Consider the following 26,140-nt stretch of genomic DNA (forward strand, 5'->3'; position numbering starts at 1 on the left):
GTTGTGCTCACCCCGGCTGCTCGCCGGTGCGCGTGACTTCATAGCCGAGCAGGCGCTCGGCTTCTTCGATACCACCCTGCAGGTCACCGACGGCGTTCATCTTCGACAGATCCAGGCCGATCGTCACCAGCGTCAGAGCGATCTCCGAGGACAAACCGGTGATGATCACGCTGGCGCCCATCAGGCCGGACGCGTCGACCGTCTGCACCAGGTGGTTGGCCACGGTGGAGTCGATGGTCGGCACACCGGTGATGTCGATGACGACGACTTTGGCGCGGTTGGCGCGGATGGCTCTGAGCAGCTGCTCGGTAACCTGGCGGGCGCGCTGGCTGTCCAGGACACCGATGATCGGCAGAATCAGCAACTGTTCGCGCACCTGCAGCACCGGCGTGGACAGCTCGCGGATCGCCTCCTGCTGCTGGCGGATGATGCGCTCGCGCTCTTGCACGAAGGACACGCCCACGGTGTTGGCGATACGGTTGGCGGCCGGTTCATAGGCGTCCAGCACCCGGTTCAGCATCTCGAACTCGGTTTGATACTTCTCGAACAGCGAGCGTGCCAGCACGTCACGCAGCAGCAGCACGATGCCGAGGACCTCGTCGGTTTCCACCCCACGCGGGATGATCCGCTCGGACAGATCGCGGGCGTAGGCCTGCAGCGCCTCGACGCTACCGGTTTCGAGCACCTCGACGTAGTTGTCGTAGACGGCGGTCGCCTCGGAGAAAAGTTCCTCCGGCGTCATCGCGGTCAGCAGTTCGGCCTCGGCGATTCTTCGGGCCCACTCCTCGCGTAGAACCGTGCGATTTTGCCGTAGGTGCTGCACTAGCTGGGGAAGCAGACCTTCGCTCGAGACGCTCGCGGTGGTGCCGGTGCTGCTGGAATCTGACATCTGGCCTCCCGTGTGCCGCGTCGCGCTCCGCAGTGCGCAGGTTCTACGGGGAGACTAGCCTGGCTTGACGTGGGGCAGGTGTTGAGGTCTTCTTCTTCTCGCAGTTCGCACGGCAGGTTAGGCTTGCACCACACTTAAGGCCCGGACGAAGGATCGCCATTGTCAGCTCCTGATTCGATCACCACGTTGGTTGCGGACCACGATGGGGTTTCCGTGGTCAGTGTCAGCGGTGAAATCGATTTGGTCACCGCTCCGGCCCTCGAGCAAGCCATCGGTGCAGTCGTTGCGGAAGGGCCGACCGCGCTGGTCATCGACCTGTCCGCGGTGGAGTTCCTCGGCTCGGTCGGGCTCAAGATCCTCGCGGCGACCTACGAGAAACTCGGCAAGTCGGCGGAGTTCGGGGTGGTCGCGCGTGGTCCGGCGACCCGGCGCCCGATCCATCTGACCGGCCTGGACAAGACGTTCCCTCTGTATCCGACGCTCGACGACGCGTTGACCGCCGTGCGAGACGACAAACTCAACCACTGACGTTCGCCTGCTGGTACCCCCTTGGGTTGCCTCGGCTGCAGGGTCCCGCGCTTGAGTCGCTCTCGGTGCGATGATCACGGACATGGATGTCGACCACCCGGAAGACGACCAGCGGTGGGACCGCAATAAGCGCGGTGAGAGTGAAACCGAGCGGCTGGACCGTAACTGGAACAGCCTGTTACAGGAACTGCGCGTGGTGCAGACCGGCGTGCAGCTGCTCACCGGGTTCCTCCTGACGCTCCCGTTCCAGCAGCGGTTCGACGTTCTCGATCAACAGATGCGGAGCGCCTACCTGGTGACGGTGGGATGTTCGGTGGGGGCAACGGTGCTGCTGATCGCCCCGGTCGGTATACACCGGCTGCTGTTCCGGCGGCATCGCTTGCAGGTGCTGGTGTCGGCCGCGCACCGGTGTGCCTTCGCCGGGCTGGCGCTGCTCGGATTGGCGCTGACCGGGGTAACGGTCATCATTTTTGACGCCGTGGCCGGAACCGCCGCGGGATGGATTGCGGGAGCGTCTGCACTCGCGTTGTTCACCATCTTTTGGTGGGCGCTACCGCTATCGCTGCGTACCCGGGGTATGTAGTCAGCGGCTGTGCGCGAGCGCCGCGACGCGGGTGGAGTCCACGTGATCGAGAAGGTCCCGCGGGTCGTCGAAGATCGGTGACGCGCCGGCCGCCCGCAGTTCGGCATCGGAGGTGCCGCCGCTTCGCACGCCGATGCACGGCACTCCAGCCGCCTGGGCGGCGTGGGCATCCCAGACGGCGTCGCCGACGAACACCGCGTGCTCGGATGTCACCCCGGCCCGGTCCAGCGCCACTTGCACGATGCCCGGCTCGGGTTTGGCGGTGTCGACGTCGCGGGACGACGTCGACGCTGAGATCACGTCGTCGCAGTCGAGCACCTTGCGCAGCGTCTCGAGTTCGTCCTCGGGCGCCGAGCTGGCCAGTACTACCTGCAGACCCAGATCGGCGACGCGGTGCAGCAACTCCCGCGCACCCGGCAGCGGTGTGAGCAGTCCAGATATCTCCCGGTAGTACCGGCTGTGCGCGTCGCTGAGTCGTTCTTGCACGTCCGCCGGGGCGTCGTCGGACAGGGCGCGCACCAACGTCGAGCCGTCCATGCCGATGCCGCGGTGGATCTTCCACGCCGCGACCGCTAGCTCTTCGGAGTCGAAGGCACGTTGCCACGCGTAGACGTGCAGATAGTTGGAATCGACCAGGGTTCCGTCCACATCGAACAGGACAGCGGGAGCATTCATCGCTGCGGCATACCCACGTGGCGCTCGCCTGACACGGCCGATTACCCGCTTTGGGCTGCGGGCAGGCGCCAACCGAGCTTGTCGGCGCGGCGCATTTTGCGTACGAGTGTGAACCAATTGCATCCGCTCGACGTGAATAGTGTTAATCCGCAACACGATTCATGAGGAGTGGGGATGGACTACCCGGACGACCAGGCGCGCACCACGCGCCAGCATGCCGGCGAAACGCTCAAAGACACCGCTAACGTCCCCGGCCTGGTCGCGCTCGCCGTTGCGGTGGTGGCCCTGAGCGTCGGCCTGTACGAATTGGCGCCAGGCGGAACGGCAGCTCGTGGCCGTGGACTCGGGCGCCCCCGCGCCCCCGTTGAGCAGCTAATCGCTCGCTCGGCCGTCCGCACACGCCGAATTGTCGTTCGTGCAATTTTTCTTATGTTTGCCACAGTGTGGGGCGCCGCAGAACGGGGTACCGGTTGTGCCATGGGGGAGTACATCGGACGTGCGTCATCCCGCCACCCTGCAGGAAAGGTATGCCCATGAAGACAGCTAGCGATTACGACGCACGTCGCGTGACCGACGCCGACAGCCAGGAGCCCGAGCTAAGCCAACTGGATCCGAGCTTGTCGGGATCGTCCACGGCAGTTGTCGACGAGGACCCCAACGATGTGCATTTCTTCGAGCTACCCGGCGCGGATTTGTCCGGTGAGGAATTGGCCGTCACGGTTATCCCGCAGCGGTCCGACGAATTCACCTGCACGAGTTGCTTCCTGGTCCAGCACCGACACCGGATGGTCCTGACCAGCTCGGGGCATCCCGTTTGCACCGACTGTGCCTAGTGGGTCGGGAATTACAATGCAAGGATGCACGGCGTTCTAGTTTTTGACGGCAGGTGCGGTGTGTGCACCCGGGCGGTCAACGCGTTGGTTCGGTGGGATCGGACGGGCATGTTGCGCGTCGAACCCATGCAGACGCCCGGGATGGCCGACCGACTCGGCGTCACCGACGACCGAATGCTCGAATCCGCCTGGTGGGTGGACTCGTCCGGCGTGATCTTGAATGGGGCGCACGCAATGAACGCGGCCCTGTCGGTGGCGCTGGGCACCCGCATCCCGCTGTGGATCTATCGGATCCCCGGCGTGGCAGCCGTGCAGAACGTCATCTACCACTGGGTTTCGGCGCACCGCTACCGTTTCCGCGGTGCGACGCCGCTGTGCGAGGCCGAGCCCGAGCGTTGCGAATAGTATTCATCGCCGGGTCGGCGTCGGCGTGAAATGCATTCTGTGCGTTATCTTTTCGATCGGACATGGCGCGTAAGCTAACTCTGCGCCCACTCGCGACCGCAGTCGCGGCACTGCCGAATGACGATCGACCATTCCGGCTCACCCTCGACGGGCTGGCGAACCAGATGGGTGGACTGGTCGCCACAGCCGGGGCAGGCGCAGGCCGCGAGGTACGGCTCGACGGGCTGCGCGTTCATCAGATGCAGGTTCTCCGCCCGCGAGAACGGCACGATGGCCAGCCGCTGCGGGCGGGGGCCGGCTTTCGGGGTGTCGAACCACAAGAGGCCACACACCACCATGGTCACGGCACCGAAGATCGCCACGATAACCAGCGGGATATTCCATGGCCAATTCGGCGGGATCGGCGTGAGCGCGAGAAACAGCATCACGGCGGAGACCAGAAAGCTGATGATCGTGCCCGGTTTGGCGAATCGGTAGCCGCCAACCTGCAGCGCCTCCCAGACGTCGAGCTCCTGCTGCCGTTGGGCGATCTCTAAAAGAGTTGGGTGATAAGGAAATTCGCCTCTCGGCCCAGAGGTGGGCAGGTCGGTCCGGCGCGGACTCGTCTCGCGCAGCTCGGGGATCGGCCTGACTGCCGCCATGCGCGCCAGTTTAATGCCGGGTTCCCGCCTCGGCGAGGCGACGATTGCCGCCTGGGTCGGCGGCCACATGTGAGCGAGCCGATCGTGGCTCACCGGTGCTAGCCGGGCCGATGGACGCCGCGACGGCCCCCGAACGCGCGGAGCAAATGCCGGAAAATCTCGGCACGGACGGCGGGAAACGTTTCGGCAAGAAACCAATAACTGATACAGGCCGTATTCCAATGATTTCTCAGCGATGGCTCAGCGATGAATCTGTAGCCTCGGGCGCTGTGAGCAACACCGGGTAGTGCTGCTCGTTGACAACGTTTTTCGCTCGCCGTGCGGCCGGATCGATTTGCGACGATCCGTTCGGCGACCGGCCGGAAGACCCGTGTGAAGCAGCCGCCGACGCGGCGGTAGCCACACGCCACGACGCGTAGTACGGAGAACGCCGATGAAACCCAAGGGGGGAGCCATGCTGGATTTTGCGGCGTTACCGCCGGAAATCAATTCGGCCAGAATGTATTCCGGCCCCGGTCCGGGGCCATTGCTGTCAGCTGGTGCCACCTGGTACGAGCTGGCAGCCGAAATACGCTTTACGGCAAAAGCTTACGGTTCAGTGATCGGGGAACTGATCAGCTCAGGCTGGCACGGTCCGTCATCGACGTCGATGTTGGCCGCGGCTGCGCCCTATATTGCGTGGCTCAACACTACTGCGGTGCAGGCCGAGCTTACCGGCATGCACGCCAACGCCGCTGCGGCGGCTTTCGAGGCGGCGTTCGCGATGACCGTGCCTCCGCCGGTCGTGGCGGCCAACCGCGCCCTGCTGACAAACCTGTTGGCTACTAACGTCTTCGGTCAAAACACAGCGGCGATCGCGGCAACCGAAGCCCAGTATGCCGAAATGTGGGCCCAGGATGCCGCAGCGATGAATGGCTACGCCATGGCGTCGAACGCGATACAGCTGACGCCGTTCACCTCGCCGCAAACGAATACCGCTCCCGACGCGGTGGCCGGACAAAACGAGGCCGTCTCCCGGGCGGTGAACACCGCGCCCGGGAATGCGAGTTCGTTGGTGTCGGCCAATAGCCTCGCAGCGGATGACGCGAATGCTCTTGCTGCCGCGGCACCCCAAGGAACTTTGCCTGATTACCTGACGGGTCTGTTGGACGGGTCGAACAACAGCGCGCTGGGAAGCTTTCTGGGGAGCACCTTTTTCAGCAACTCGGTCGTCACCGGTTCCCTTGGCGGCGGTCCGTTCAACCCGCAGACCATCCTGGCATCGGCGGTGGGTGTGGGTGCTATGGGATCAAGCGCCACCATAATGTCGGGTCTGGATGAGTTCGGCTTCGGCGCGGAGGGCGCCGGGACTGCCGCGCTGGCATCGAGCACCGTCTCGTTGGGCGGCTGGTCCGGCGCATCGGCCGGGGTAGCCAATGCGCATCTGGTGGGGTCGATTTCGGTGCCACAGGGCTGGGTCTCCGCGGCCAACATCACTCCCGCTCAAGCGGCGGCGCCGGTCACCGGGCTCAGTGGCATCGGTTCATCCGCGGCGGGCGGCCCGGGCGGTGTCGCAGGGCAGCTGGGTGGTAACGGCCGCAGGTTACGCCGTTCCATCCCTCGATACGGAATTCGCCCCGTCGTCATCCCGCGTCCGCCGGCCGCCGGTTAAGCGACTTCAGGAGAAATGCCATGCTGAATTTTGGGGCGTTGCCGCCGGAAGTCAACTCGGCGAAGATGTACGCGGGTCCCGGGGCGGGATCGATGCTGGCGGCCGCGGCCGCATGGAATGCCATGGCCGCTGAATTACATTCGGCGGCAATCAGTTACGATGCGGTCATCAGCTCACTGGTGAGTGAGGGGTGGCTGGGCCCGGCTTCGGCGAAGATGGCGGCGGCCGTTCAACCATATATCGAATGGCTGGAGACTGCCGCCGTGGCGGCCGAGCGAGCCGGCGCGCAGGCCAACGCGGCGGCCGCCGCATATGAGACGGCTTTTGCCGCGACGGTGCCTCCGGCCGTCGTCGCGGCCAACCGCACGTTGCAAGCAAACCTGGTGGCAAGCAACATCTTCGGCCAAAACACCGGGGTGATCGCGGCCACCGAGGCTCAGTACGGCGAGATGTGGGCACAAGATGCCGCGGCGATGAGCAGCTATACCAGCGCGTCGCGCGCGGCCAGCGAGATGACGCCGTTCAGCCAGCCGCAGTCCGACGCCACCGCGGGCGCAACGGCTCAGCAGGCCGAGGCGGTCAACAACGCCCTGGCGGCCCCGGCCGTCACTCAGGCGTCCAGTATCTGGGATTGGCTTGGCCTTTCGCCGAATTCGAATACGTCCACTGATGGCCTTGCCGGCATCATGAACTTCTTCAGCAACTCCAACCAGAACCTGATCGGGGCTTTCCTGAACAATGCCTCGGTCTCGGGCCTGTCTAACGCCTTCACCACCAACGGGATCCTGAACCCGACGTCATTTATCGATTCGATGGTGACGATCAACGGCCTGGGCGCGGTCGGCGCAACCACGTCGGGGCTGGGGGATTTGGCCGCCGGCCTTGGTGGCGCCGCTGCTGTGTCATCAACGACGAGCCTGCCCGGCGCGGCAGCATCGGCCGCCCTAGGCGAGGCCCGCCTGGTGGGAGCCCTGTCGGCCCCGCCGAGTTGGGCCGGCGCCGGGGCGACGGTCAGCACTGTTGCCACGACAACTCGGATCGGGGCAGGCGCCTACCACGGCTTCGGCGCCGCGACCCCAATGGTGATGGAAGAGGTTGGGGCAGTGGGAATGCCGGGCGTGCCCCTGGCCGGCATTCCCGGTCCACACGAAGACGAATTCGCCGACCCCAGCTACGGGTTCCGGCCCCGGGTCATCGGGCGCTCACCGGCCGCTGGTTAGCGGACAGATGAAAGCCGTGCCGAGCCCGGACCACCGCCGCCGCCAGCGCTTACTGCCCCGAACTTCTCGATGCCGGCGGCGGCAGGAACTATTAAGGCCGGTCAGCTGGCACCTGGACCGGCATCGCGCGAGGCATCGTCGACCACGTCGGGTTCCGACTTCGTCGCCTCGGTGTCCAGATCGGAGCCGGGATGCCGGCCCGGCCGTTGCGGCAACACGATCAGCAAAACGATGATGACGCCCGCGAGCACCGCCGAGGCGAGCGGGCGGCTCAGGTCCAGGCCGCCGTGATCGACGGGCTTGTCGAGGAAATCGCCGATGGTCGCGCCAAGGGGTCGGGTCAGGATGAAAGCCAGCCAGAACAGGGTGACCCGCGAAATGCTCGTCCAGAAATAGAGACCCGCGACCACCAGCAACGCGACGCCGAACACCAGCGCACCGCCCTCGTACCCGAGCCCCCCGTCGTCGGCGAGCCAATCGCCGAGTGCGGTGCCCAGGGTCTGCGAAAAGGTGATGGTGGCCCAGTAGAAGGCTTCGACTTTCGGCGTCGAGACGGTATTCACCGAGACCGTCCCCTGTGACCAATGCCAGAGCCCGAGGGTGGCCAACAGCAAGAACAGCAGCAGGAGCGAGCCGCCCGCGTAGCCGATCCCGAGCGAGCGGTCGGCGAAGTCGGCCAGCACGGTGCCGAAGGTCGTCGAGGCGACGATCGTCAGCCAGTAGAGGACGGCATGGAAGCGCTTGGCCAAAATCTGCGCGACGACCAGGGCGATCAGGGCACCGCCGAACAGGGCCACCCCCGCCAGATATCCCCAATCCAGCGTCATCGTGACGGTGTCGCCGCCCGTCTCGCCCAGCGTCGTCGCCAGCACCTTGATGACCCAAAAACCGAGGGTCACCGCCGGTACCTTGCTCAACGCCTGCTTCGTCATGTCACTCATGGATGATCACCTGTCGATTGCGGGCCGCGTAGTTATCCCTATCGTTGCCGAGCCGAGTTGAGAAGACGCTGAGATACCTTATGGGTCAGCTGTGTGCATGACGATGTGAACCTCTTAAGTGATTTCTCAGCGTTCTCGTGCCACCGTGGTCAAGTGGGCTTGCCGCGGGATCCGCGATGCCACGATGAGAAGGGGCTGGGCGGGTGAAGGTGCTGGTCGTCGAGGACGAACCGCGGCTGGCGGCGACGCTGACGATGGGCTTGCGTGCCGAGGGATGCGTGGTCACCACTGCCGACAACGGTAACGACGGGTTGTGGGAGGCCACCGAGCACCGTTTCGACGCGATCATTTTGGACATAATGCTGCCCGGGATCAGCGGCTACGAGGTGGTGCGCCGTATGCGCGCGGCTCAGGTGTGGACACCGGTGTTGATGCTGTCGGCCAAAGACGGCGACTACGAGCAGGCGGACGCGTTCGACCTGGGCGCCGATGACTATCTGACCAAACCCTTTTCATTCATCGTGCTGGTCGCGCGGCTGCGGGCGCTGGTTCGCCGAGGCGCCCCGCACCGACCGGTCGTGTTGACCGCGGGCACTCTGTCGTTGGATCCGGCGCGCCGCGTCGTGCGCCGCAACGGCGACACGATCGCGTTGACACCGCGCGAGTACGGGCTGCTGCACTACCTGATGCGCAACAAGGGCACGGTGGTCAGTAAGACCGACATCCTGCACAACGTCTGGGATCCGCACTTCTCCGGCGACGACAACCTCGTCGAGGTCTATGTCTTCTATGTGCGGCGCAAGATCGATTTGCCGTTTGGCACCAACACAATTGCGACGGTGCGTGGGGTCGGCTACCGGTTGGAGGCCGGGGAGGACGCCGGCGTCGCGGCGTCCAGCGGGAGCTGAACGACCACCGCGGTGCCGCCACCCGAGCGGTCGTCGATATGCACGCTACCGCCGTGTGCGGCAACGATTTCGAACACGATGGCCAGTCCCAGTCCGGTGCCGCCGCCGCTGCGAGAGCGGTCGGTGTCCAGGCGCACGAACCGCTCGAACACCCGTAGCCGGTCGGCGGGCGCGATCCCGGGGCCGTCGTCGGCCACGGTTAGGCAAACTTGACCGTCTTCGGGCCGCACCGTCACCTCGACCCGCGACGTCGCGTGCCGCGCCGCGTTGTCGAGCAGGTTACGCAGCACACGCGCCAGCGCGCTCGCGTCACCGACCAGCCGCGTCGGAGTGAGTTCGGCGTGTACGTCCAGCGTCGTCTCGCGCCGCAGCCGGGTGACCTCGGTGACGGCCAGGTCGTCGAGGTCGGTGTCGGTGCGGCGCAGCGCCAGCCCGCGTTCGTCGGCTCGGGCCAGCAGTAGCAGGTCCTCCACCAGCGCCTGCATTCGACGCGCTTCCGGTAGCAACGTGTCGGCGGCGAGCCGAACGTCGAGAAGCTCGGGGTGGGCGACGCCGACCTCGAGTGCCGAGATCACGGTGGACAGCGGGCTGCGCAGTTCATGGGAGGCGTCGGCGATGAACCGGCGTTGGGTGGTTTGGCTGGATTCGAGGCGCGACAACATCTGGTTCATTGTGGTTGCCAGCGTGTAGATCTCGTCACGTTGCGGTGGCACCGGCACCCGCTCGGCGAGATCGGAGGCACTGATGTCGGCGACCCGCGAGCGAATCGCTTCCACCGAACGCAGTGACCGCCGCACCAGAAGGTAGGTGGCCACGCCCGCCGCCGCGACCACCAACGGCGCGGCCGCGGCCAGGCCGATAGCCACCGTGGAGACGGTGGCTTCCACGTCGTCGGTGCCGGCCCCGACGAGTACGACGTAATGTCCCGTCGGTGTGTCGAGTGACTGCGCGGCCACCCGGACGTCGTGCATTCGCACTGCGGCGCCGGTGATTCCGATTTGTGGGGTACTTCCGACCGTGTTGAGCGCCACCATCGGCGGCTCGGGTGTGGAGCTCGACGAGGCCACCGAATGCCCTGCACCGTCGATAATTTGGACGGCGACGATGCGTTGGTCGGTGGCCAAAAGGGGCGGATCGATGTCGGGGGTGGTTTCCGACTGCAGCGTTCTGGCGATGTCGCGCAGCCGACTCCGCGCCGCGTCGTCAGCGGCCGAAATCAGCGCGAAGTGCAACACCAACAGCAGGACGGCACCGGCCATGATGAGCGCCACCAGGATGACCGTCGCCGACACCAACGCCGAGCGCGCCGAGATGCTCCACGCTCGTGGGTGCAGCAGCGTCGGCGTCCGGCCTGAATGTGCCATCAGCACGGACCGTACTACTGCAGCGCGCTCAACAATGCGGTCACGCGCTGCTTCTCGGTGGCCGGGTTGGGCATCGGCGCCCGCAGAGCTGCCAGTACGCCATCGATCTGCTTGTCGAGGGTATGCCAGGCGGTCTGGTTCAACGGCTTGAGCTTCGACTCGTCGTTGTCCCATGCGGTTTCCAGGTCCTTGATCCGGGCCTTGGCGCCGGCCTGATCGCCGGCCTGCAATTTGGAAAGCGTGTCCTGGGTGATGGACCGGAAGGTGGCAACCTGTGCCGGCGGGAAGGCCGACGTGAGTAGTCCGGGCTGTGCGGGGGCGGTGATCGTGGCAGTGCTGGCCGAGTCCGAATCGTCATCGGTTTCGGGGCCGTCGGCATGGCCATGGCCGCTCCAGAGCAGCAGTGCGCCGGTGGCAACCGCCGCCGCCGTGTAGTAACCCACCATCAGCCGCTCGCGCTTCGGAGTCGTGGTGACAGTCGTTGCACGGGTTGGGATTTCGTCGGTGATGACGTCGCTGCGGCTGACCATCAGATACCCGACCGTGGCGAGGATCGCGGCCAAGAAGATGGCGCTGGTGATCGCGGTTCCCCAGCCCAGACCGTGGTTGGCGGGTGCGGAGGCCAGCCAGTCGCCGAGGTTGGCGCCCAGCGGGCGGGTCAGAATGTAGGCCAGCCAGAAGGACAGCACCGGGTTGGCGCCCGCCCGCCAGCCGAGCGCAATCGAGGCGATCAGGGCGGCCGGCAGCAGCACCGAGGTGCCCGGCCCCCAGCCGGTGAGCTGTAATGTCCAGTCGCCGACGGCAGTACCCAGCGCGAAGGTGACCAGCACCGCGAGCCAGTAGAACAATTCGTGCGGCGTCGTGACGATGCTGTGGATCGACAGCGTGCGTTCCCGGGCGTACCAGACCCCGAAGACGATCGCCAACGTCGCCGCGAACACGGCCGTGCTGACCGCCAGTGGCACATGCAGCTTGTCGGTCAGCAGGTCGGTGTAGAGCGTGCCGGTGATGCTCAGCACGACAACGGCCAACCAGTAGACGATCGGCACGTAGCGGTCGACGATCAACTGGAAGGCCAAAACGATGCCCAGGCCGACGGTGAAGATCAGCGCCGTCACGCTGAGGCCAAGGCCCACCGTGGTACTGATCCAGTCGGCGAAACTTTCCCCGACAGTGGTGCACAGGATCTTGATGATCCAGAACCACACGGTGACCTCAGGGACCTTGCTGAGCATCCGGCGGGGATTGCGGAGGGCGATGGAACGCAGCATCTGGCTCATGGCGCCCGAAGGTACAGATGAGTCGCTGAGTTAACGCTTAGGAATTGTCAAAGAAAAACCACGACAGCCGGCAGCTAATCATGGTCGGGGTGGCGGGATTTGAACCCACGGCCTCTTCGTCCCGAACGAAGCGCGCTACCAAGCTGCGCCACACCCCGCTTGAAGCCTCGACAGCCTATCGCACCGGCCCGCCGACTGCCCAAACCGCTGGCAGCGGGCCCCCGAGAGCTAGGTCCAACTGCTGTTCCGCTCGAATTCGACCAGCGCCGCGGCCGGAGGGGTGAGATCGAGCCCCTGCTCGGCGACCCATTCGTCATTGAAATAGGTGTCGGCGTAGCGGTCACCGCTGTCGGCGATCAGCGTGACCACTGAGCCGCCGCGGCCCGCGGCGACCATCTCGGCCAGCAGCCCGAAGGCGCCCCACAGATTGGTTCCGGTCGATGGTCCCACCCGCCGCCCCAGCACGGCGCTGACGTGTCGGGCGGCGGCGATCGACGCGGCGTCGGGCACCGCGACCATGCGGTCGACCACCTCGGGCAGAAACGACGGCTCGACGCGCGGCCGCCCGATCCCCTCGATCCGCGACGACGTCTGCATCACGAGGTCGTAGCGCCGTTCGGCATACGCGGGGAAGAACGCGGAGTTCTCCGGGTCGACGACGCACAACCCGGTGGCGTAGCGCAGGTAGCGGATGTAGCGCCCGATCGTCGCGCTGGTTCCGCCGGTGCCCGCGCCGACGACGATCCACGCCGGGATCGGGTACTTTTCGTCGCGCATCTGCGCGAAGATCGACTCGGCGATGTTGTTGTTGCCGCGCCAGTCGGTGGCCCGCTCGGCGTTGGTGAACTGGTCCATGTAGTGGCCGCCGGTCTCGCGGGCGACGCGCTGCGCCTCGGCGTACACCTCGCTGGAGTTCTGCACGAAATGGCAACGGCCGCCTTGTGATTCGATCAGCGCCACTTTGGATGAGCTGGTACTCTCTGTCATCACGGCGACGAACGGCAGGCCCAGCAGCGACGCGAAGTACGCCTCGGAGATCGCCGTCGAACCCGACGACGCCTCGACGACCGTGGTGCCCTCGCCGATCCAGCCGTTGCATAGCGCATACAGAAACAACGAGCGCGCCAGCCGGTGCTTGAGGCTGCCGGTGATGTGCGTCGACTCGTCCTTGAGGTACAGCGCGATGTCGGCGTCCGTGCCCCAGGCCGACGGCAGCGGGTAGCGCAACAGGTGGGTGTCGGCGCTGCGACGGGCATCGGCCTCGATCACCCGGATCGCATTGTCGGTCCAGCCGCGGGACCGGCTGCGGTCCGCGGTCTGGGTCCGATCGTTCAACGCAGGGATGCCGCGGGCTGCGAGCGACCCAGGTTGCTGTTGGAATCCCGTCCACCCATCGGGGCGGCGATCAACGTCAGCAGGGTCGCTTCGGGCCGGCAGCAGAACCGCACCGGCGCGAACGGGGAGGTACCCAGTCCCGCGGAGACATGCAATTGCATGTTGGCTCCCCAGCGGGACGGCCCCTTGGCCCGGGTGCGGTCCAGACCGCAATTGGTCACCAGCGCGCCGAAGAACGGCAGGCACAGCTGACCGCCGTGCGTGTGTCCGGCCATCACCAGCTGGTAGCCGTCGGCGGCGAAGCGATCCAGCACGCGCGGCTCGGGGGAGTGCACCAGGCCCAGTCGCAGATTCGCCGCCGGGCTGGCCGGGCCCGCGATCGTCTCGTAGCGATCGCGGTCGATGTGCGGGTCGTCCACGCCGGCCGCGGCGAGGTGCAGGCCGGCTACCTCGAACTCGCGGCGGGTATGGGTGAGATCAAGCCAGCCACGCTCGGTGAACGCCGCCCGCAGATCCTGCCAGGGCAGGGGTTCACCCTTGATCCGGTGGGACGGGTTGGTCAGGTAGTTCAACGGGTTCTTCAGCCGCGGCCCGAAGTAGTCGTTGCTGCCGAAGACGAAGACACCCGGCCGCGACAGCAGGTCGCCCAGCGCCTGGATGACCGCGGGGACCGCTTTGGGGTGGGCCAGGTTATCGCCGGTGTTGACCACCAGGTCGGGCTCCCAGCCGGACAACTCGCGCAGCCAGGCCTGCTTGCGGCGCTGGTTGGGCATCATGTGCAGATCGCTGATATGCAGTACGCGCAGCGGCGTGGAACCCGGCGACAAGACGGGCATGGTTATCTCGCGCAGGACGAAGGCGTTGCGCTCAACGACCGCGGCGTAACCGATGCCGGCGACCGTCGAACCGAGCGTGACAGCGCCCGTGCGGATCAGGGCGGGCAAAACATCAGCCATGCACGCAGCCTACTGCCGGTTGCGGACTCGGGAGCGTCTTGCGCGCCTACGGAGGCGGCTGTCCGGGCGGTGGGGGCGGCGCCAGCAGCGGAATGGTGATCGGCGGTAGACCCGGGATTTCCACGACCTGCGAGCCGACCGGCAGCGGCGCACCGTCCGGCGGCGGAGGCGGAGGCGGCGGGATGCCGTTACTGACCTGAATGGTGACGACCGAGCCGGGGATCGTGTTGCCCGACGGCGACGTCCCGACCACCTCGCCCAACTTCGCGGTGCTGTTGACCGAATTGGTCTGGTCGGCGACCTGGAAGCCGGCCTCCTTCAGGCGTGAGCGCGCCGCGTCGACGTCCATGCCGGCCACGCTCGGCACCCGCGAGCCGGGCGAGCCCTCGACGTAGCGCGGATCCGTCGGCGGCAACTTGATGTCGCCGAAGCTGGTGGCGATCGGTTTCATGGCGGTGAACCAGGTCCGCGCGGGCTCGTTACCGCCGTACAGGTCGCCCTCGCCGCAGTGGCGCAACGGGGCCGAGCACAGATCGGTCGGCGAGGTGGAGTCGTCGTAGATGTAGTTGGCCGCGGCGTAGCGGCTGGTGAACCCGACGAACCCGGAGGAACGGTGGGCCTCGGTGGTGCCGGTCTTACCCGACACCGGCAGGTCCCAGCCCGCGGCGCCGGCCGAACCGGCCGCGGTACCGCCGCCGGTCGCGTCCTTGCTCATCGCGTTGGCCAGGGTGTTGGCCAGCCCTTCGGGCACCACCTGGTCGCAGGTCTGGGTGGTCACCGCGACTTCATTGCCGTTGCGGTCGATCAGCTTGTCGATCGGGTTGGGCGGGCACCACACACCGCCCGAGGCCAGCGTGGCCGCGACATTCGACAGCTCCAGGGCGTTCACCTCGATCGGGCCGAGGGTGAACGACCCAATGTTCTGCCGCTTGACGAAATCGGCCAGGCTTTCGTTGCTGTCGGGGTTGTAGTCACGGGCCGTGCCGGGGTCGGCGTAGGACCGCAGCCCGAGCTTGACCGCCATGTCGACCGTGCGCGTCACCCCGACCTGCGAGATCAGCTTGGCGAACGCGGTGTTGGGCGAGGTGGCCAGCGCCTCGGTGACGTTCATCGAGCCCCGGTAGTTGCCGGCGTTGACCACACACCAGGTGTCTTTGGGGCAGCCCTTGGCGCCACCACTACCCAGGCCCTTGGACTGGAACCGCGGCGGCACCTCAAGGGTGGCGTTGATGCCCATCCCCATGTCGAGCGCGGCGGCGGTAGTGAAGATCTTGAACACCGACCCCGCGCCGTCGCCGACGAGCGAGAAGGGCTGCGGGCGCATGGTCTGGCCGGCGTCGACGTCGAGTCCGTAGGTGCGGTTGCTGGCCATGGCCATCACCTTGTGCGAATCCTTGCCCGGCTTGATCACGCTCATCACGCTCGAGATACCGGGCAGAGTCGGGCTGGCGAACTTGTCGATGGCGCTCTTGACCGGGATCTGCACGTCGGGGTCCAGCGTCGTGCGGATCAGATAGCCGCCCCTGGCCACCTGTTCCTTACTGATGCCGGCGCGCGACAGGTACTCCTGGACGTAGTCACAGAAGAAGGCGCGGTCGCCCGCGGCGATGCAACCGCGCGGCAGCTCGTTGGGCTGCGGCAAGATTCCCAGCGGCGTCGCCTTGGCGGCACGCAGCGCATCGGTCTCCTGCGGCAGGTTCTGAATCATCGTGTCGAGCACCAGGTTCCGCCGGGCCAGGGCACCGTCGGGGTTGGTGTAGGGATTGAGTGTGCTGGTCGACTGCACCATGCCCGCCAGCAGCGCCGCCTGCTGCCAGTTGAGATCCGACGCATTGATACCGAAGTAGGTCTGCGCCGCGTCCTGCACGCCGAACGAGCCGTTACCAAAGGAGACGAGGTTCAGGTAGCGGGTGAGGATCTCCGGCTTGGTGAAGGTCTTGTCGAGCGTGAGCGCCATCCGGATCTCGCGCAGCTTGCGGGCCGGCGTGGTTTCGACGGCCGCGCGCTTTTCGGCGTCGGTCTTCGCGGTCACCAATAGTTGGTAGTTCTTGATGTACTGCTGCTCGATCGTCGAACCCCCTCGGGTGTCGACGTCGCCGGACGCATAGCCCGCCAGCCCGGTCAGCGTGCCCTTCCAGTCCACCCCGTTGTGTTCGGCGAACCGCTTGTCCTCGATCGACACGATCGCCAGCTTCATCGTGTTGGCGATCTTGTCGGTGGGCACCTCGAACCGGCGCTGCTCGTACAGCCACGCGATGGTGTTGCCCTTCGCGTCCACCATCGTCGAGACGGCGGGCACCTGCCCCTCGAGAAGTTGTGCCGAGCCGTTGGCGACCACCTCGGAGGCCCGGTTGGACATCAGTCCCAGCCCGCCGGCCATCGGGAACAGCAGCGCCGTGGCGACCACGCTCGCGAGTAGACAGCAGCCAGCCAGCTTAAGAATCGTGAGAGCTGCCGGGGGGCGGTCTGACATGCGTACTACAGTAACCGGCCGTTGTCGCGCGACGCGCCGTCGATCCGCACAGCGGATCGAGAACGCGTGACCTGCAACTTTCCTGCTAATCGGGATGGGATGTTTTCGATCGCGTTACATAGCAGCTACCCAAAAGGGGTACTCGATCTCATGATCCCGCCTACGCTCAACGGCAAGACGGCACGCCCGTCCCAAAAAAAGCGTTATCAGACTGTTGCGCAATTGGCAGCTGACCACCTAACTTATACAGACGGTGAGATTCAGGTAACACCGATCAGCACAGTGTGGTGTAGATCGCAACGTTGATCTGCTACCCGAGGAGGGCGGTCGTTAATAGCGACCGGGAGGAAGGGAACAGCTCGTGTCAGGAACACGACCGGCGGCACGCCGAACCAACATTGCGGCGGCACAGGGGGTGCTGCACAGTGTTGATGCTGAAGAACGAATTGCCTGGGTGTCCCAAGCGTTATGCCGGACCACTGACCCCGACGAACTCTTTGTTCGGGGCGCGGCCCAGCGTAAGGCCGCAGTGATCTGCCGGCACTGCCCGGTAATGCAGGAATGCGGAGCCGACGCGCTGGACAACAAGGTGGAGTTCGGCGTCTGGGGCGGCATGACCGAGCGGCAGCGCCGGGCATTGCTCAAGCAACACCCCGAGGTCGTTTCGTGGTCCGATTTCTTCGACAAGCGCCGCAATCGCGGTATCAGCTGACGCTTTGACAGCGGGTGCGCCGCATCGCCGCGGCGCACTGTTAGACCGAAACTTACTATTACAGAACTGTTACAGCGCAACTGGGATTCAGCGCATGTGCAATAGCGACCCTAGCGCTGAACTAGCTTGTCCCAGAAGGCAATTCGCCGATTCTTCTGCGTTTGACTCCAATCATCGTCACCCGCCGCGATTTTGGCGGCCGCTCAGCGGCTTATTGAACTGGCCGTCTCGCGCCCCCGGGCAGGCCGAATCGCTCCTAAGCGAGCGTTTCTATGGCGAGTGCTCAGCGATCCGCTGCGTGGGCCGTGTCGTCGCCGGCCGCAGTGATCTGATCGGCGAGCGCGCGCAAGGCTTCCAGATCCGACACGTCGAACGGCAGCGACGGTACGCCCACGACCGGCACGTTTGGATTGGCGCCGGTGAATCGGGACAGCAGCCGGATCTCCCGCTTGGCGGTCTGGCCCCGGTCGGCGTGAATCTGGAGCACCGCCGTGGCCAGCGCGGCGGCATCGGAGTCTGCATCAGACTTCAGCGACTCGATGCCGTCGATGGCCCGCTCCACCGGCAGTGCGCACAGCAGGGGATGGGTGCGGTTCAAGATCAGTCCCGCCAGCGGCATGCTCTCTTGCGACAGCCGATCGACGAAGAAGGACGCCTCACGAAGCGCGTCGGGTTCGGCCGCCGATACCACGACGAACTGGGTGCCGCGCCTTTTCAGCAGCGCGTAGGTGCGGTCCGCCTTCTCGCGGAAGCCACCGAAAGTGGCGTCCAGTGACTGCACGAACGCCGCCGCGTCGCCCAGCATCTGCGAACCGAGGACCGTTGAGAGCGCCTTCATCGCCAAACCCATTGCGCCGGTGACCAATTTGCCGATGCCGCGGCCCGGGGCGAGCAGCAGCCGCCACAGTCGGCTGTCCATGAAGCTGCCCAGGCGTTTCGGCGCGTCGAGGAAGTCGAGTGCATTGCGGGACGGGGGAGTGTCCACCACCACCAGGTCCCAGCGGTCCTCGGCCAGCAGCTGACCAAGCTTCTCCATTGCCATGTACTCCTGCGTTCCGGCGAGAGACGTGGCGACCGTCTGGTAAAACTGGTTGTCCAAAATCGCTTGCGCCCGAACGTCTCCGGAGTATTGGATCACCATTTCGTCGAACGTGCGGCGCATGTCGAGCATCATCGCGTGCAGCTCGCCGGTGACCTCGGGCGCCAGCGGCACCCGCTGCGGCGTATTGCCAAGATCGTTGACTCCCAACGCCTGCGCTAGCCGTTTGGCGGGGTCGATCGTCAAAACGCATACAGTGCGGCCATATTCGGCAGCTCGTAAAGCCATCGCCGCCGCGGTGGTCGTCTTACCCACGCCGCCGGCGCCGCAGCACACCACGACACGGTTGGATCGGTCGGCCAGAATTTCGCCCATATCAAGGGGTTTCGGCGTGTTACTCATCGAACTCCCTGCTGTGCAAGCGATTCCGACAGCTCATACAGGCTGCCGAGGTCCACGCCGTCGGAGATCGCGGGCAACTCCAACCGTGGCACCTTCAACGCGCCGAGCTGTTGTGCGGTCTCGGCCCGTGCCGTGATCCGGGTCGCGTGCTGAATGGTTTCGGTCAGTAAGCCGGCAAAGTCGTTGTCGCCCAACTCGATTCCAGCCGTCTTCAGCCCGGCCCGCACCGCGTCGGCATCGATGTCGCCCTCCGCGGCCTTGGCCAGGTCGCGAGGCTCCAGGTATGCCGGAATGTTGCGATTCACGATCACGCTGCCGATCGGAAGTTGCATCTCGGCAAGCTCCTCGATGGCTTCCATCGTCTCCTGCACCGGCAACGCTTCGAGCAGCGTGACCAAGTGGATAGCGGTGGCATCGGAGTGCAGCAGCTTGACCACGCCCTCGCTTTGCGAGTGCACCGGTCCGCCCTTGGCCAGATCGGACACCGCTTTGGTGACGTCCAGGAAGCGCGCGATGCGCCCCGTCGGTGGTGCGTCGACGACTATCGCGTCATAAACCGGCAGCTTGTTCTTGTCCCTGCGGACCACCGTCTCCTTGATCTTGCCGGTGAGCAGCACGTCGCGCAGGCCGGGCGCGATCGTCGTCGCGAACTCGATCGCCCCGATACGGCGCATCGCCCGTCCGGCGATCCCGAGGTTGTAGAACATGTCGAGGTATTCCAGGAAGGCGGCCTCGATGTCGATCGCCAGGGCGTTGACCTGACCGCCGCGCTCGGCGGTGGCGATCTTCACCTCCTGGTAGGGCAGCGGCGGAACGTCGAAGAGTTGCGCAATCCCTTGGCGACCCTCCACCTCCACGAGGAGGACTTTCCGGCCGCCCGCCGCCAGGGTCAGCGCCAGCGCGGCCGCGATCGTCGATTTGCCCGTCCCGCCTTTGCCGGTGACGAAGTGCAAGCGGGCCTTCGACAGTCTCGCCGGCCAGCCGACGGCAGCGTTGCCGCTAGAAATGGTTGCCACCATCGCATGCTAGCCCGAGCCCTTCGCGGCCCCCGCAAATCGGGTAGCTACGTCGGATCGCGGTCCACCGGGCTGACCCGTGGGGTTCACGCCCGACCGATAAGCTCGCGTCATGAGCCAACCGACCCCATGGGAATACGCCACGGTCCCGCTGCTGACCCACGCCACCAAACAGATCCTCGACCAATGGGGCGCCGACGGTTGGGAGCTGGTCGCCGTGCTGCCCGGGCCGACCGGTGAGCAACACGTGGCCTATCTGAAGCGCCCTAAGTAAAGAGGACACCGGTAGATGAATGCTTCGGCCCGCCTTGCGCAGCTCGGTGTCACGCTTCCGGACTTGGTTGCGCCGCTGGCCTCTTACGTTCCCGCGGTGCGCACCGGCAACCTGGTCTATACCTCGGGCCAGCTGCCGATCGTGGCGGGAAAGCTGGCGGGCACCGGCAAGGTGGGCACCGCCGTGGATCCCGATGACGCCAAGGCGATGGCGCGGCTGTGTGCGCTCAACGCTCTGGCGGCGGTGAACTCTCTGGTGGGTATCGACTCGGTGACCCGGGTGGTCAAGGTCGTCGGATTCGTCGCCTCGTCGCCCGGCTTCAACGGTCAGCCCGGGGTCGTCAACGGGGCCTCGGAACTGCTCGGCGAGGTGTTCGGCGATCAAGGCGCGCATGCACGTTCGGCGGTGGGCGTATCAGAGCTGCCGCTGGATGCGCCGGTCGAAGTCGAGTTGATCGTGGAGGTCGGCTAGCGGCCGTGACCGAGACAGTTGAGCCGCTGACTCATCCCGCATACGGCAGTTTGCGGGCGGTCACCGACACTGCCTCGGTCCTGCTGGCCGAGAACCCCGGCCTGCTGACGCTGGAGGGCACCAACACCTGGGTGTTGCGCGGACCCCGCAGCGACGAGCTGGTCATCGTGGACCCGGGGCCTGACGACAACGAGCACATCGCCCGGATCGCGTCGCTCGGGCGCGTCGCGCTGGTCCTGATCAGCCACCGGCACGGCGATCACACCGACGCCATCGACAAATTGGTCGAGCTCACCGGTGCGACCGTGCGCTCGGCGGGCAGCGGATTCCTGCGTGGGCTCGGCGGTGAGCTGGTCGAAGGTGAGGTCATCGATGCCGCCAACCTGAAGATCAAGGTGATGGCAACGCCGGGGCACACCGCGGACTCGCTGTCGTTCCTGCTCGACGACGCGGTGCTGACCGCCGACAGCGTGCTCGGCCGCGGCACCACCGTCATCGACAGCGAAGACGGCAGCCTCGCCGACTACCTGGAGTCACTGCGGCGGCTGCGCGGTCTGGGCCGTCGCATGGTGTTGCCCGGTCACGGTCCCGACCTGGCCGATTTGGAATCCGTCACCACCGGATACCTGACGCACCGCCACGAGCGCCTCGAGCAGGTGCGCGCCGCGCTGAGGGACCTCGGCGGCGAAGCGACCGCCCGCGAGATCGTCGAACACGTCTATGTCGACGTCGACGAGAAGCTGTGGGACGCCGCCGAATGGTCCGTGCAGGCGCAATTGGACTATCTGCAGCGAGAGTAAAGGGCTTATCTCGCTCGGGGTGGGATGCTCGCTCGGTGGCGCCCGGGCTACGCCCGCGCTTACCTCGCTCGGCGGGCCAGTCTCTCGGAGTCCGAGATCAGCACACTCTTACCCTCCAGTCGGATCCACCCACGGTGGGCGAAATCGGCGAGGGCCTTGTTGACCGTCTCCCGGGACGCGCCCACCAGCTGGGCGATCTCCTCTTGGGTCAGGTCGTGGGTGACCCGCATCGCGCCACCCTCCTGGGTGCCGAAACGCTGGGCGAGCTGCAGCAGCTGCTTGGCCACCCGGCCGGGCACGTCGGTGAAGATGAGGTCGGCCAGGTTGTTGTTGGTGCGACGCAGCCGTCGGGCGAGAACACGTAGCAATTGCTCGGCGATTTCGGGCCGATCGGCAATCCATGCGCGCAGCGCATCGCGGTCCATGGAAACCGCGCGCACCTCGGTGATCGTCGTCGCGCTCGACGTCCGGGGGCCCGGGTCGAAGATCGACAGTTCGCCGAACATGTCCGACGGGCCCATGATCGTCAGCAGATTCTCCCGGCCATCGGGTGATCGGCGACCGATCTTGACCTTCCCCGAGACGATGATGTACAGCCGATCGCCTGGTTCCCCTTCCGCGAAAACGGTGTGTCCGCGCGGGAAGTCGACGGGTTGTAATTGCTTGGTCAGTGCGGTGACTGCGCCGGGTTCAACCCCTTGGAAGATTCCTGCCCTTGCCAGGATCTCGTCCACGTTGCCTCTTCAGCTTTCCAACGAAGTGATATGGATACCTACCTAGCCCGGGTTACGAGTCTAGAGGTAGGCCAACGTGCCAACGCTACACACGATTGACGTGTCTAGTCGCCTCATATTGCGGATTTCCGCCTGAATGCGCGTGGATTCGCACCGGTAAAGCGCGTGCGGGGGGATCGGTGAATGCGGTTGCGAGCAGTGATTCGGCACGATGGCGACCGCTGGGCGGCGCGGACAGCGCAAGTTGCTGGGCCTGACGCCGATGCAGGTATTCCAGCGCTTCGGGCATCCCTTCCCGGGCCAGTGTGTGCATATCCATAGCCCGCGCCTGTTCGAGAAACTGCTCGACGTCGGTCGACGTAATCGACTCCCGGCCGAGCTCCCGTTCGAGCCGCCCCAGGCCGAGCGCCGCGAGCATCAGCAGCCCCGGTACGCACGCGACCAGCAACCATGACACAAGGAGAGTAAACATGGCCAAGGTCTCAGCGAGATTACGAAATCAGTACTCTGTCGTAGGTGACAGAGGCAAGGCCGTCCGGGCGTTCGAAAACCACCGCGGCTGCACCTGATTCCAAGCCTGATTCCGCACTTGCCCGGCGCTGGGCTTCGGAAACTCGAGCCGGTTTGGTGCGTCGCGCGCGCAGGATGAATCGCACACTGGCACAAGCATTTCCGGACGCGCATTGCGAGCTGGATTTCAGATCGCCGCTGGAACTGGTGGTGGCAACCATTCTTTCGGCGCAGAGCACCGACAAACGAGTGAACCTGACGACTCCGGCATTGTTCACCCGATATAAGTCGGCACTGGATTATGCGAAAGCCGATCGCGACGAGCTGGAAAACCTCATCCGCCCCACTGGCTTCTTCCGCAACAAGGCGAGCTCGCTGATCGGGCTGGGGCAGGCCCTGGTCGAGAAGTTCGACGGTGAGGTGCCGTCGACGATGGAAGAGTTGGTGACACTGCCCGGGGTCGGGCGCAAAACCGCCAATGTCGTCTTGGGGAACGCCTTCGACATCCCCGGGATCACCGTCGACACCCACTTTCAGCGGCTGGTGGCCCGATGGCGCTGGACCGAGGAAAAGGACCCGGTCAAGATCGAGCATGCCGTCGGCGAACTGGTCGAACGCAAGGAATGGACCCTGCTCAGCCACCGCGTGATCTTCCACGGCCGCCGGGTGTGCCACGCGCGCAAGCCGGCTTGCGGGGTCTGCGTACTCGCCAAAGACTGCCCGTCGTTCGGGCTTGGTCCCACCGAGCCGGCGCTGGCCGCACCCCTGGTGCAGGGCCCCGAAGCCGAACACCTGCTCTCGCTGGTCGGGCTGTGACACGGCCGGGACATTGACCCCGAGAACTCGATGGACCACCGCGATCTTGGCCGTGGTGGTGGCGCTGGTGGCGGCGTTTGTCGTGCAACTGCGCGACGACTCCGCGCCCGGCGCGACCAACGCGCCGTCGTCGAATCGAGAGCACCGCGACGCCGATACACCGGCCGCGCTGGCCGGCCCCCGGGCGCGAGCAAACCTGCCGCCCTGCCCCGCGCCGGGCACCGGCGCCGGCCCCGCCGTCCTGCACGGCGTGGTGGTCGAATGCGCGGCCGACGGGTCCACCGTCGATGTCGCCCGTGCGCTGGCCGGCCGCCGGGTGGTCATCAACTTATGGGCGTACTGGTGCGCGCCGTGCGCGGCCGAACTGCCCGCGATGGCCGAATATCAGCGCCGGGTCGCCTCCGACGTCATCGTGGTGACCGTGCATCAGGACGAGAACGAGACTGCCGCATTGTTGCGGCTGGCCGAGCTGGGCGTTCGGCTCCCGACCTTGCAGGATGGGCGGCGGCTGATTGCCGCAGCACTCAAGGTCGCAAATGTGGTGCCCGCGACCGTGGTGCTAAGACCGGACGGTAGCGTTGCGCAGACGCTGCTGCGCGATTTCGCGAGTGCCGACGAGATCGAGGCCGCGGTCGCACACGACGGATGACCGAGTTCGGCGGTCCGAAAATGGCTGGGCACGTGGACCCGACAAGGAGGCGCCGGTGAGTGGTGGGGGTGCCGCCCGCGCGCAGGGGACGGTTCCCCTCACGCCCGACGTCTGCCCGCCCTGGTTGCGGCCGCTGGTCGACAACGTGGGCCAGATCCCGGAGGCCTACCGGCGCCGGTTGCCACCCGATGTGCTCGCGATGGTGACCGCGGCCCGAGCGGCATCCGCGAACGACGACCGCGAGGCCGCTGTGCTGGTTCTGTTTTCGGGTCCCGAGTCCGGGCCGGGCAACGGCGTGCCCGACGACGCCGACCTGTTGCTCACGGTGCGGGCGTCGTCGCTGCGACACCATGCGGGCCAGGCGGCGTTTCCCGGCGGCGCGGCCGACCCCGGCGATCGCGGGCCGGTTGCCACCGCTCTGCGAGAAGCTCACGAGGAGACCGGGATCGACGTCACCCGGCTGCACCCCCTCATCACGATGGAGAAGACGTTCATCGCGCCGTCGCAGTTCCACGTCGTCCCGGTGCTGGCCTACTCGCCGGACCCCGGACCGGTCGCGGTGATCAACGAGGGCGAGACGGCGATCGTGTCGCGGGTTCCGGTGCGCGCGTTCATCAATCCGGACAACCGGCTGATGGTCTACCGCGGTGACCTCGGCAATCGTTGGGCCGGTCCGGCGTTTCTGCTGAACCAAATGCTGGTTTGGGGATTCACTGGCCAGGTGATCTCTGCCGTTCTCGACGTCGCCGGCTGGGCAAAGCCGTGGGACACCAACGACGTCCGTGAACTCGACGACGCGATGGTGCTGGTCGGCCAGCAGGGCGGCGCACGATGAATTCGATGACCCCGTCCCAGTGGCTGGATATCGCCGTGCTCGCCGTCGCTTTCATCGCGGCCATCTCGGGCTGGCGTTCGGGCGCGGTGGGTTCGCTCTTCTCGTTTATCGGTGTGCTGCTGGGTGCGATCGCCGGAGTGCTGCTGGCGCCCCACATCGTCAGCCACATCGCCGCACCGCGCGCCAAGCTGTTCGGCGCGCTGTTTCTGATTCTCGCGCTGGTCGTCGTCGGTGAGGTCGCCGGCGTGGTGCTGGGACGGGCGGTGCGCGGCGCAATCCGCAGCCGCACAATCAGAACCGTCGACTCGGTCATCGGGGTTGGCGTGCAGCTCGTCGTCGTGCTCACCGCCGCCTGGCTGCTGGCGACGCCGCTGACCCAGTCGAAAGACCAGCCCGAGCTGGCGGCCGCGGTCCGCGGTTCGCGGGTGCTCGCCGAGGTCAACAACATCGCACCCCCGTGGTTGAAGACTGTGCCCAAACGCCTTTCGGCGCTGTTGAACACCTCGGGGCTGCCTGCGGTGCTCGAGCCGTTCAGCCGCACGCCGGTGATCCCGGTCGAATCACCGGACCCGGCGCTGGCCACCAATCCGGTGGTCACGGCCGCCGCGCCCAGCGTGGTGAAGGTACGCAGCCTGGCGCCCAGCTGCCAGAAAGTGTTGGAGGGCACGGGATTCGTCATCGCTCCCGATCGGGTGATGACCAATGCGCACGTGGTGGCCGGGTCCAGCAGTGTCCAGATCTACGCCAGCGGTAATCCGTTGGACGCCACCGTCGTTTCCTACGACCCTTCGGTCGACATTGCCATTCTTGCCATTCCGAACCTGCCGCCACCGCCACTGGCTTTCAGTGACACCGAGGCGAAGACCGGCACCAACGTGGTGGTGCTGGGCTACCCGGGCGGCGGCAACTTCACCGCGACCCCGGCCAGGATCCGCGAGGCCATCAAACTCAGCGGCCCCGACATCTACCGCGACCCGCAGCCGGTCACGCGCGACGTCTACACCATCAGAGCCAATGTGGAGCAAGGCAATTCGGGTGGGCCGCTGATCGACCTCAGCGGTCACGTGCTGGGCGTGGTGTTCGGCGCGGCCGTCGACGATCCCGAAACCGGTTTGGTGTTGACCGCCGGTGAGGTGGCCGGCCAGATGGCCAAGATCGGTGACACCCAACAGGTGGGCACCGGGACCTGCGTCAGCTGAT

The 26,140-nt window shown here is 66.0% G+C and carries 28 protein-coding genes and 1 tRNA gene; 15 read left to right on the forward strand and 14 right to left on the reverse strand.

The window, feature by feature from the left end:
- Positions 1 to 7: 7 nt before the first annotated feature.
- The gene (locus SKC41_RS09400; protein WP_330977379.1) at positions 8 to 889 is read right to left on the reverse strand and encodes an STAS domain-containing protein; all 882 of its coding nucleotides are present in this window, start codon (positions 887 to 889) and stop codon (positions 8 to 10) included.
- 159 nt (positions 890 to 1,048) lie between these two features.
- On the opposite strand from SKC41_RS09400, the gene SKC41_RS09405 reads away from it, so the two are divergent.
- The gene (locus tag SKC41_RS09405) at positions 1,049 to 1,417 is read left to right on the forward strand and encodes an STAS domain-containing protein (RefSeq protein ID WP_330977380.1); all 369 of its coding nucleotides are present in this window, start codon (positions 1,049 to 1,051) and stop codon (positions 1,415 to 1,417) included.
- An 82-nt stretch (positions 1,418 to 1,499) separates the two neighbouring features.
- Positions 1,500 to 2,000, forward strand: a complete 501-nt coding sequence (locus SKC41_RS09410; protein WP_330977381.1) for a DUF6328 family protein — start codon at positions 1,500 to 1,502, stop codon at positions 1,998 to 2,000.
- Here SKC41_RS09410 and SKC41_RS09415 read toward each other — a convergent pair whose 3' ends face one another.
- A complete protein-coding gene (locus SKC41_RS09415) occupies positions 2,001 to 2,675 on the reverse strand; it encodes an HAD family hydrolase (protein ID WP_330977382.1) in 675 nt (224 codons plus the stop codon).
- Positions 2,676 to 3,208: 533 nt separating this feature from the next.
- Here SKC41_RS09415 and SKC41_RS09420 point away from each other — a divergent pair.
- Both SKC41_RS09420 and SKC41_RS09425 read left to right on the forward strand, forming a co-directional pair.
- The gene (locus SKC41_RS09420; RefSeq protein WP_330977383.1) at positions 3,209 to 3,508 is read left to right on the forward strand and encodes a DUF4193 domain-containing protein; all 300 of its coding nucleotides are present in this window, start codon (positions 3,209 to 3,211) and stop codon (positions 3,506 to 3,508) included.
- A gap of 24 nt (positions 3,509 to 3,532) precedes the next feature.
- Positions 3,533 to 3,913: a thiol-disulfide oxidoreductase DCC family protein gene (locus tag SKC41_RS09425; protein WP_330977384.1), complete on the forward strand. Its 381-nt coding sequence runs from the start codon at positions 3,533 to 3,535 to the stop codon at positions 3,911 to 3,913.
- Between the two features lie 74 nt (positions 3,914 to 3,987).
- Here SKC41_RS09425 and SKC41_RS09430 read toward each other — a convergent pair whose 3' ends face one another.
- Entirely contained in the window at positions 3,988 to 4,554 is a 567-nt protein-coding gene (locus SKC41_RS09430; protein ID WP_330977385.1) for a hypothetical protein, read from the reverse strand.
- A gap of 454 nt (positions 4,555 to 5,008) precedes the next feature.
- Here SKC41_RS09430 and SKC41_RS09435 point away from each other — a divergent pair, with 454 nt between their 5' ends.
- Entirely contained in the window at positions 5,009 to 6,205 is a 1,197-nt protein-coding gene (locus SKC41_RS09435; protein WP_442931674.1) for a PPE family protein, read from the forward strand.
- Positions 6,206 to 6,225: 20 nt separating this feature from the next.
- Positions 6,226 to 7,425 carry a PPE family protein gene (locus SKC41_RS09440; RefSeq protein ID WP_330977387.1) on the forward strand — a complete coding sequence of 400 codons (1,200 nt, stop codon included), beginning with the start codon at positions 6,226 to 6,228 and terminating at the stop codon, positions 7,423 to 7,425.
- A 101-nt stretch (positions 7,426 to 7,526) separates the two neighbouring features.
- Here SKC41_RS09440 and SKC41_RS09445 read toward each other — a convergent pair whose 3' ends face one another.
- Positions 7,527 to 8,366 (reverse strand): COG4705 family protein, encoded by an 840-nt coding sequence (locus tag SKC41_RS09445; protein WP_442931580.1) that lies wholly within the window; start codon positions 8,364 to 8,366, stop codon positions 7,527 to 7,529.
- Positions 8,367 to 8,569: 203 nt separating this feature from the next.
- Between SKC41_RS09445 and SKC41_RS09450 the strand changes: the two genes are divergently transcribed.
- On the forward strand, positions 8,570 to 9,274 hold the full coding sequence (locus tag SKC41_RS09450) for a response regulator transcription factor (RefSeq protein WP_330977388.1): 705 nt from the start codon (positions 8,570 to 8,572) through the stop codon (positions 9,272 to 9,274).
- On the opposite strand, the gene SKC41_RS09455 is transcribed toward SKC41_RS09450, so the two are convergent.
- The 6 genes from SKC41_RS09455 to ponA2 form a co-directional block, all read right to left on the reverse strand.
- Positions 9,220 to 10,638 (reverse strand): sensor histidine kinase, encoded by a 1,419-nt coding sequence (locus SKC41_RS09455; protein ID WP_330977389.1) that lies wholly within the window; start codon positions 10,636 to 10,638, stop codon positions 9,220 to 9,222. The genes SKC41_RS09450 and SKC41_RS09455 overlap by 55 nt on opposite strands.
- A gap of 14 nt (positions 10,639 to 10,652) precedes the next feature.
- The gene (locus SKC41_RS09460) at positions 10,653 to 11,918 is read right to left on the reverse strand and encodes a COG4705 family protein (RefSeq protein WP_330977390.1); all 1,266 of its coding nucleotides are present in this window, start codon (positions 11,916 to 11,918) and stop codon (positions 10,653 to 10,655) included.
- An 81-nt stretch (positions 11,919 to 11,999) separates the two neighbouring features.
- A tRNA-Pro gene (locus SKC41_RS09465) sits at positions 12,000 to 12,076 on the reverse strand.
- Between the two features lie 70 nt (positions 12,077 to 12,146).
- A complete protein-coding gene (locus tag SKC41_RS09470) occupies positions 12,147 to 13,253 on the reverse strand; it encodes a PLP-dependent cysteine synthase family protein (RefSeq protein WP_330977391.1) in 1,107 nt (368 codons plus the stop codon).
- Positions 13,250 to 14,209: a metallophosphoesterase gene (locus SKC41_RS09475; RefSeq protein ID WP_330977392.1), complete on the reverse strand. Its 960-nt coding sequence runs from the start codon at positions 14,207 to 14,209 to the stop codon at positions 13,250 to 13,252. Before SKC41_RS09475 ends, SKC41_RS09470 begins: the two co-directional genes overlap by 4 nt.
- Before the next feature lie 46 nt (positions 14,210 to 14,255).
- Complete coding sequence (ponA2, locus tag SKC41_RS09480; RefSeq protein WP_330977393.1) at positions 14,256 to 16,682, reverse strand: transglycosylase/D,D-transpeptidase PonA2; 2,427 nt, start codon at positions 16,680 to 16,682, stop codon at positions 14,256 to 14,258.
- 361 nt (positions 16,683 to 17,043) lie between these two features.
- On the opposite strand from ponA2, the gene SKC41_RS09485 reads away from it, so the two are divergent.
- Entirely contained in the window at positions 17,044 to 17,394 is a 351-nt protein-coding gene (locus SKC41_RS09485) for a WhiB family transcriptional regulator (protein WP_090607523.1), read from the forward strand.
- A gap of 283 nt (positions 17,395 to 17,677) precedes the next feature.
- Here the strand turns inward: SKC41_RS09485 and SKC41_RS09490 are convergent, their stop codons facing one another.
- Together SKC41_RS09490 and SKC41_RS09495 are read right to left on the reverse strand one after the other, a co-directional pair.
- Positions 17,678 to 18,835 carry an ArsA family ATPase gene (locus tag SKC41_RS09490; protein ID WP_330977394.1) on the reverse strand — a complete coding sequence of 386 codons (1,158 nt, stop codon included), beginning with the start codon at positions 18,833 to 18,835 and terminating at the stop codon, positions 17,678 to 17,680.
- Positions 18,832 to 19,854: an ArsA family ATPase gene (locus SKC41_RS09495; RefSeq protein WP_330977395.1), complete on the reverse strand. Its 1,023-nt coding sequence runs from the start codon at positions 19,852 to 19,854 to the stop codon at positions 18,832 to 18,834. The genes SKC41_RS09490 and SKC41_RS09495 overlap by 4 nt, the downstream gene beginning before the upstream one ends.
- Positions 19,855 to 19,963: 109 nt before the next feature.
- Here SKC41_RS09495 and SKC41_RS09500 point away from each other — a divergent pair, with 109 nt between their 5' ends.
- The 3 genes from SKC41_RS09500 to SKC41_RS09510 are packed head-to-tail and all read left to right on the forward strand — an operon-like array spanning position 19,964 to position 21,396.
- Positions 19,964 to 20,125 (forward strand): DUF4177 domain-containing protein, encoded by a 162-nt coding sequence (locus tag SKC41_RS09500; RefSeq protein WP_090607515.1) that lies wholly within the window; start codon positions 19,964 to 19,966, stop codon positions 20,123 to 20,125.
- A gap of 15 nt (positions 20,126 to 20,140) precedes the next feature.
- Entirely contained in the window at positions 20,141 to 20,596 is a 456-nt protein-coding gene (locus SKC41_RS09505) for a RidA family protein (protein WP_330977396.1), read from the forward strand.
- A 5-nt stretch (positions 20,597 to 20,601) separates the two neighbouring features.
- The gene (locus SKC41_RS09510) at positions 20,602 to 21,396 is read left to right on the forward strand and encodes an MBL fold metallo-hydrolase (RefSeq protein WP_330977397.1); all 795 of its coding nucleotides are present in this window, start codon (positions 20,602 to 20,604) and stop codon (positions 21,394 to 21,396) included.
- 59 nt (positions 21,397 to 21,455) lie between these two features.
- Here the strand turns inward: SKC41_RS09510 and crp are convergent, their stop codons facing one another.
- Both crp and SKC41_RS09520 read right to left on the reverse strand, forming a co-directional pair.
- Complete coding sequence (crp, locus tag SKC41_RS09515) at positions 21,456 to 22,130, reverse strand: cAMP-activated global transcriptional regulator CRP (protein WP_036465140.1); 675 nt, start codon at positions 22,128 to 22,130, stop codon at positions 21,456 to 21,458.
- An 85-nt stretch (positions 22,131 to 22,215) separates the two neighbouring features.
- Positions 22,216 to 22,602 (reverse strand): hypothetical protein, encoded by a 387-nt coding sequence (locus SKC41_RS09520; RefSeq protein ID WP_330977398.1) that lies wholly within the window; start codon positions 22,600 to 22,602, stop codon positions 22,216 to 22,218.
- Between the two features lie 173 nt (positions 22,603 to 22,775).
- Between SKC41_RS09520 and nth the strand changes: the two genes are divergently transcribed.
- From nth to marP, 4 genes are read left to right on the forward strand one after another with little or no spacing between them, the layout of a single operon-like run.
- Positions 22,776 to 23,456 carry an endonuclease III gene (gene nth, locus SKC41_RS09525; protein ID WP_330977399.1) on the forward strand — a complete coding sequence of 227 codons (681 nt, stop codon included), beginning with the start codon at positions 22,776 to 22,778 and terminating at the stop codon, positions 23,454 to 23,456.
- Positions 23,457 to 23,469: 13 nt separating this feature from the next.
- Complete coding sequence (locus SKC41_RS09530; protein WP_330977400.1) at positions 23,470 to 24,105, forward strand: TlpA family protein disulfide reductase; 636 nt, start codon at positions 23,470 to 23,472, stop codon at positions 24,103 to 24,105.
- A 55-nt stretch (positions 24,106 to 24,160) separates the two neighbouring features.
- Positions 24,161 to 24,940, forward strand: coding sequence for an NUDIX hydrolase (locus SKC41_RS09535; RefSeq protein ID WP_330977401.1), 780 nt, complete (start codon positions 24,161 to 24,163; stop codon positions 24,938 to 24,940).
- Between the two features lie 5 nt (positions 24,941 to 24,945).
- Positions 24,946 to 26,139, forward strand: a complete 1,194-nt coding sequence (marP, locus tag SKC41_RS09540; RefSeq protein ID WP_330977402.1) for an acid resistance serine protease MarP — start codon at positions 24,946 to 24,948, stop codon at positions 26,137 to 26,139.
- Position 26,140: the final 1 nt, after the last annotated feature.

This window comes from Mycobacterium sp. 050128 (assembly GCF_036409155.1).
Classification (GTDB): domain Bacteria; phylum Actinomycetota; class Actinomycetes; order Mycobacteriales; family Mycobacteriaceae; genus Mycobacterium.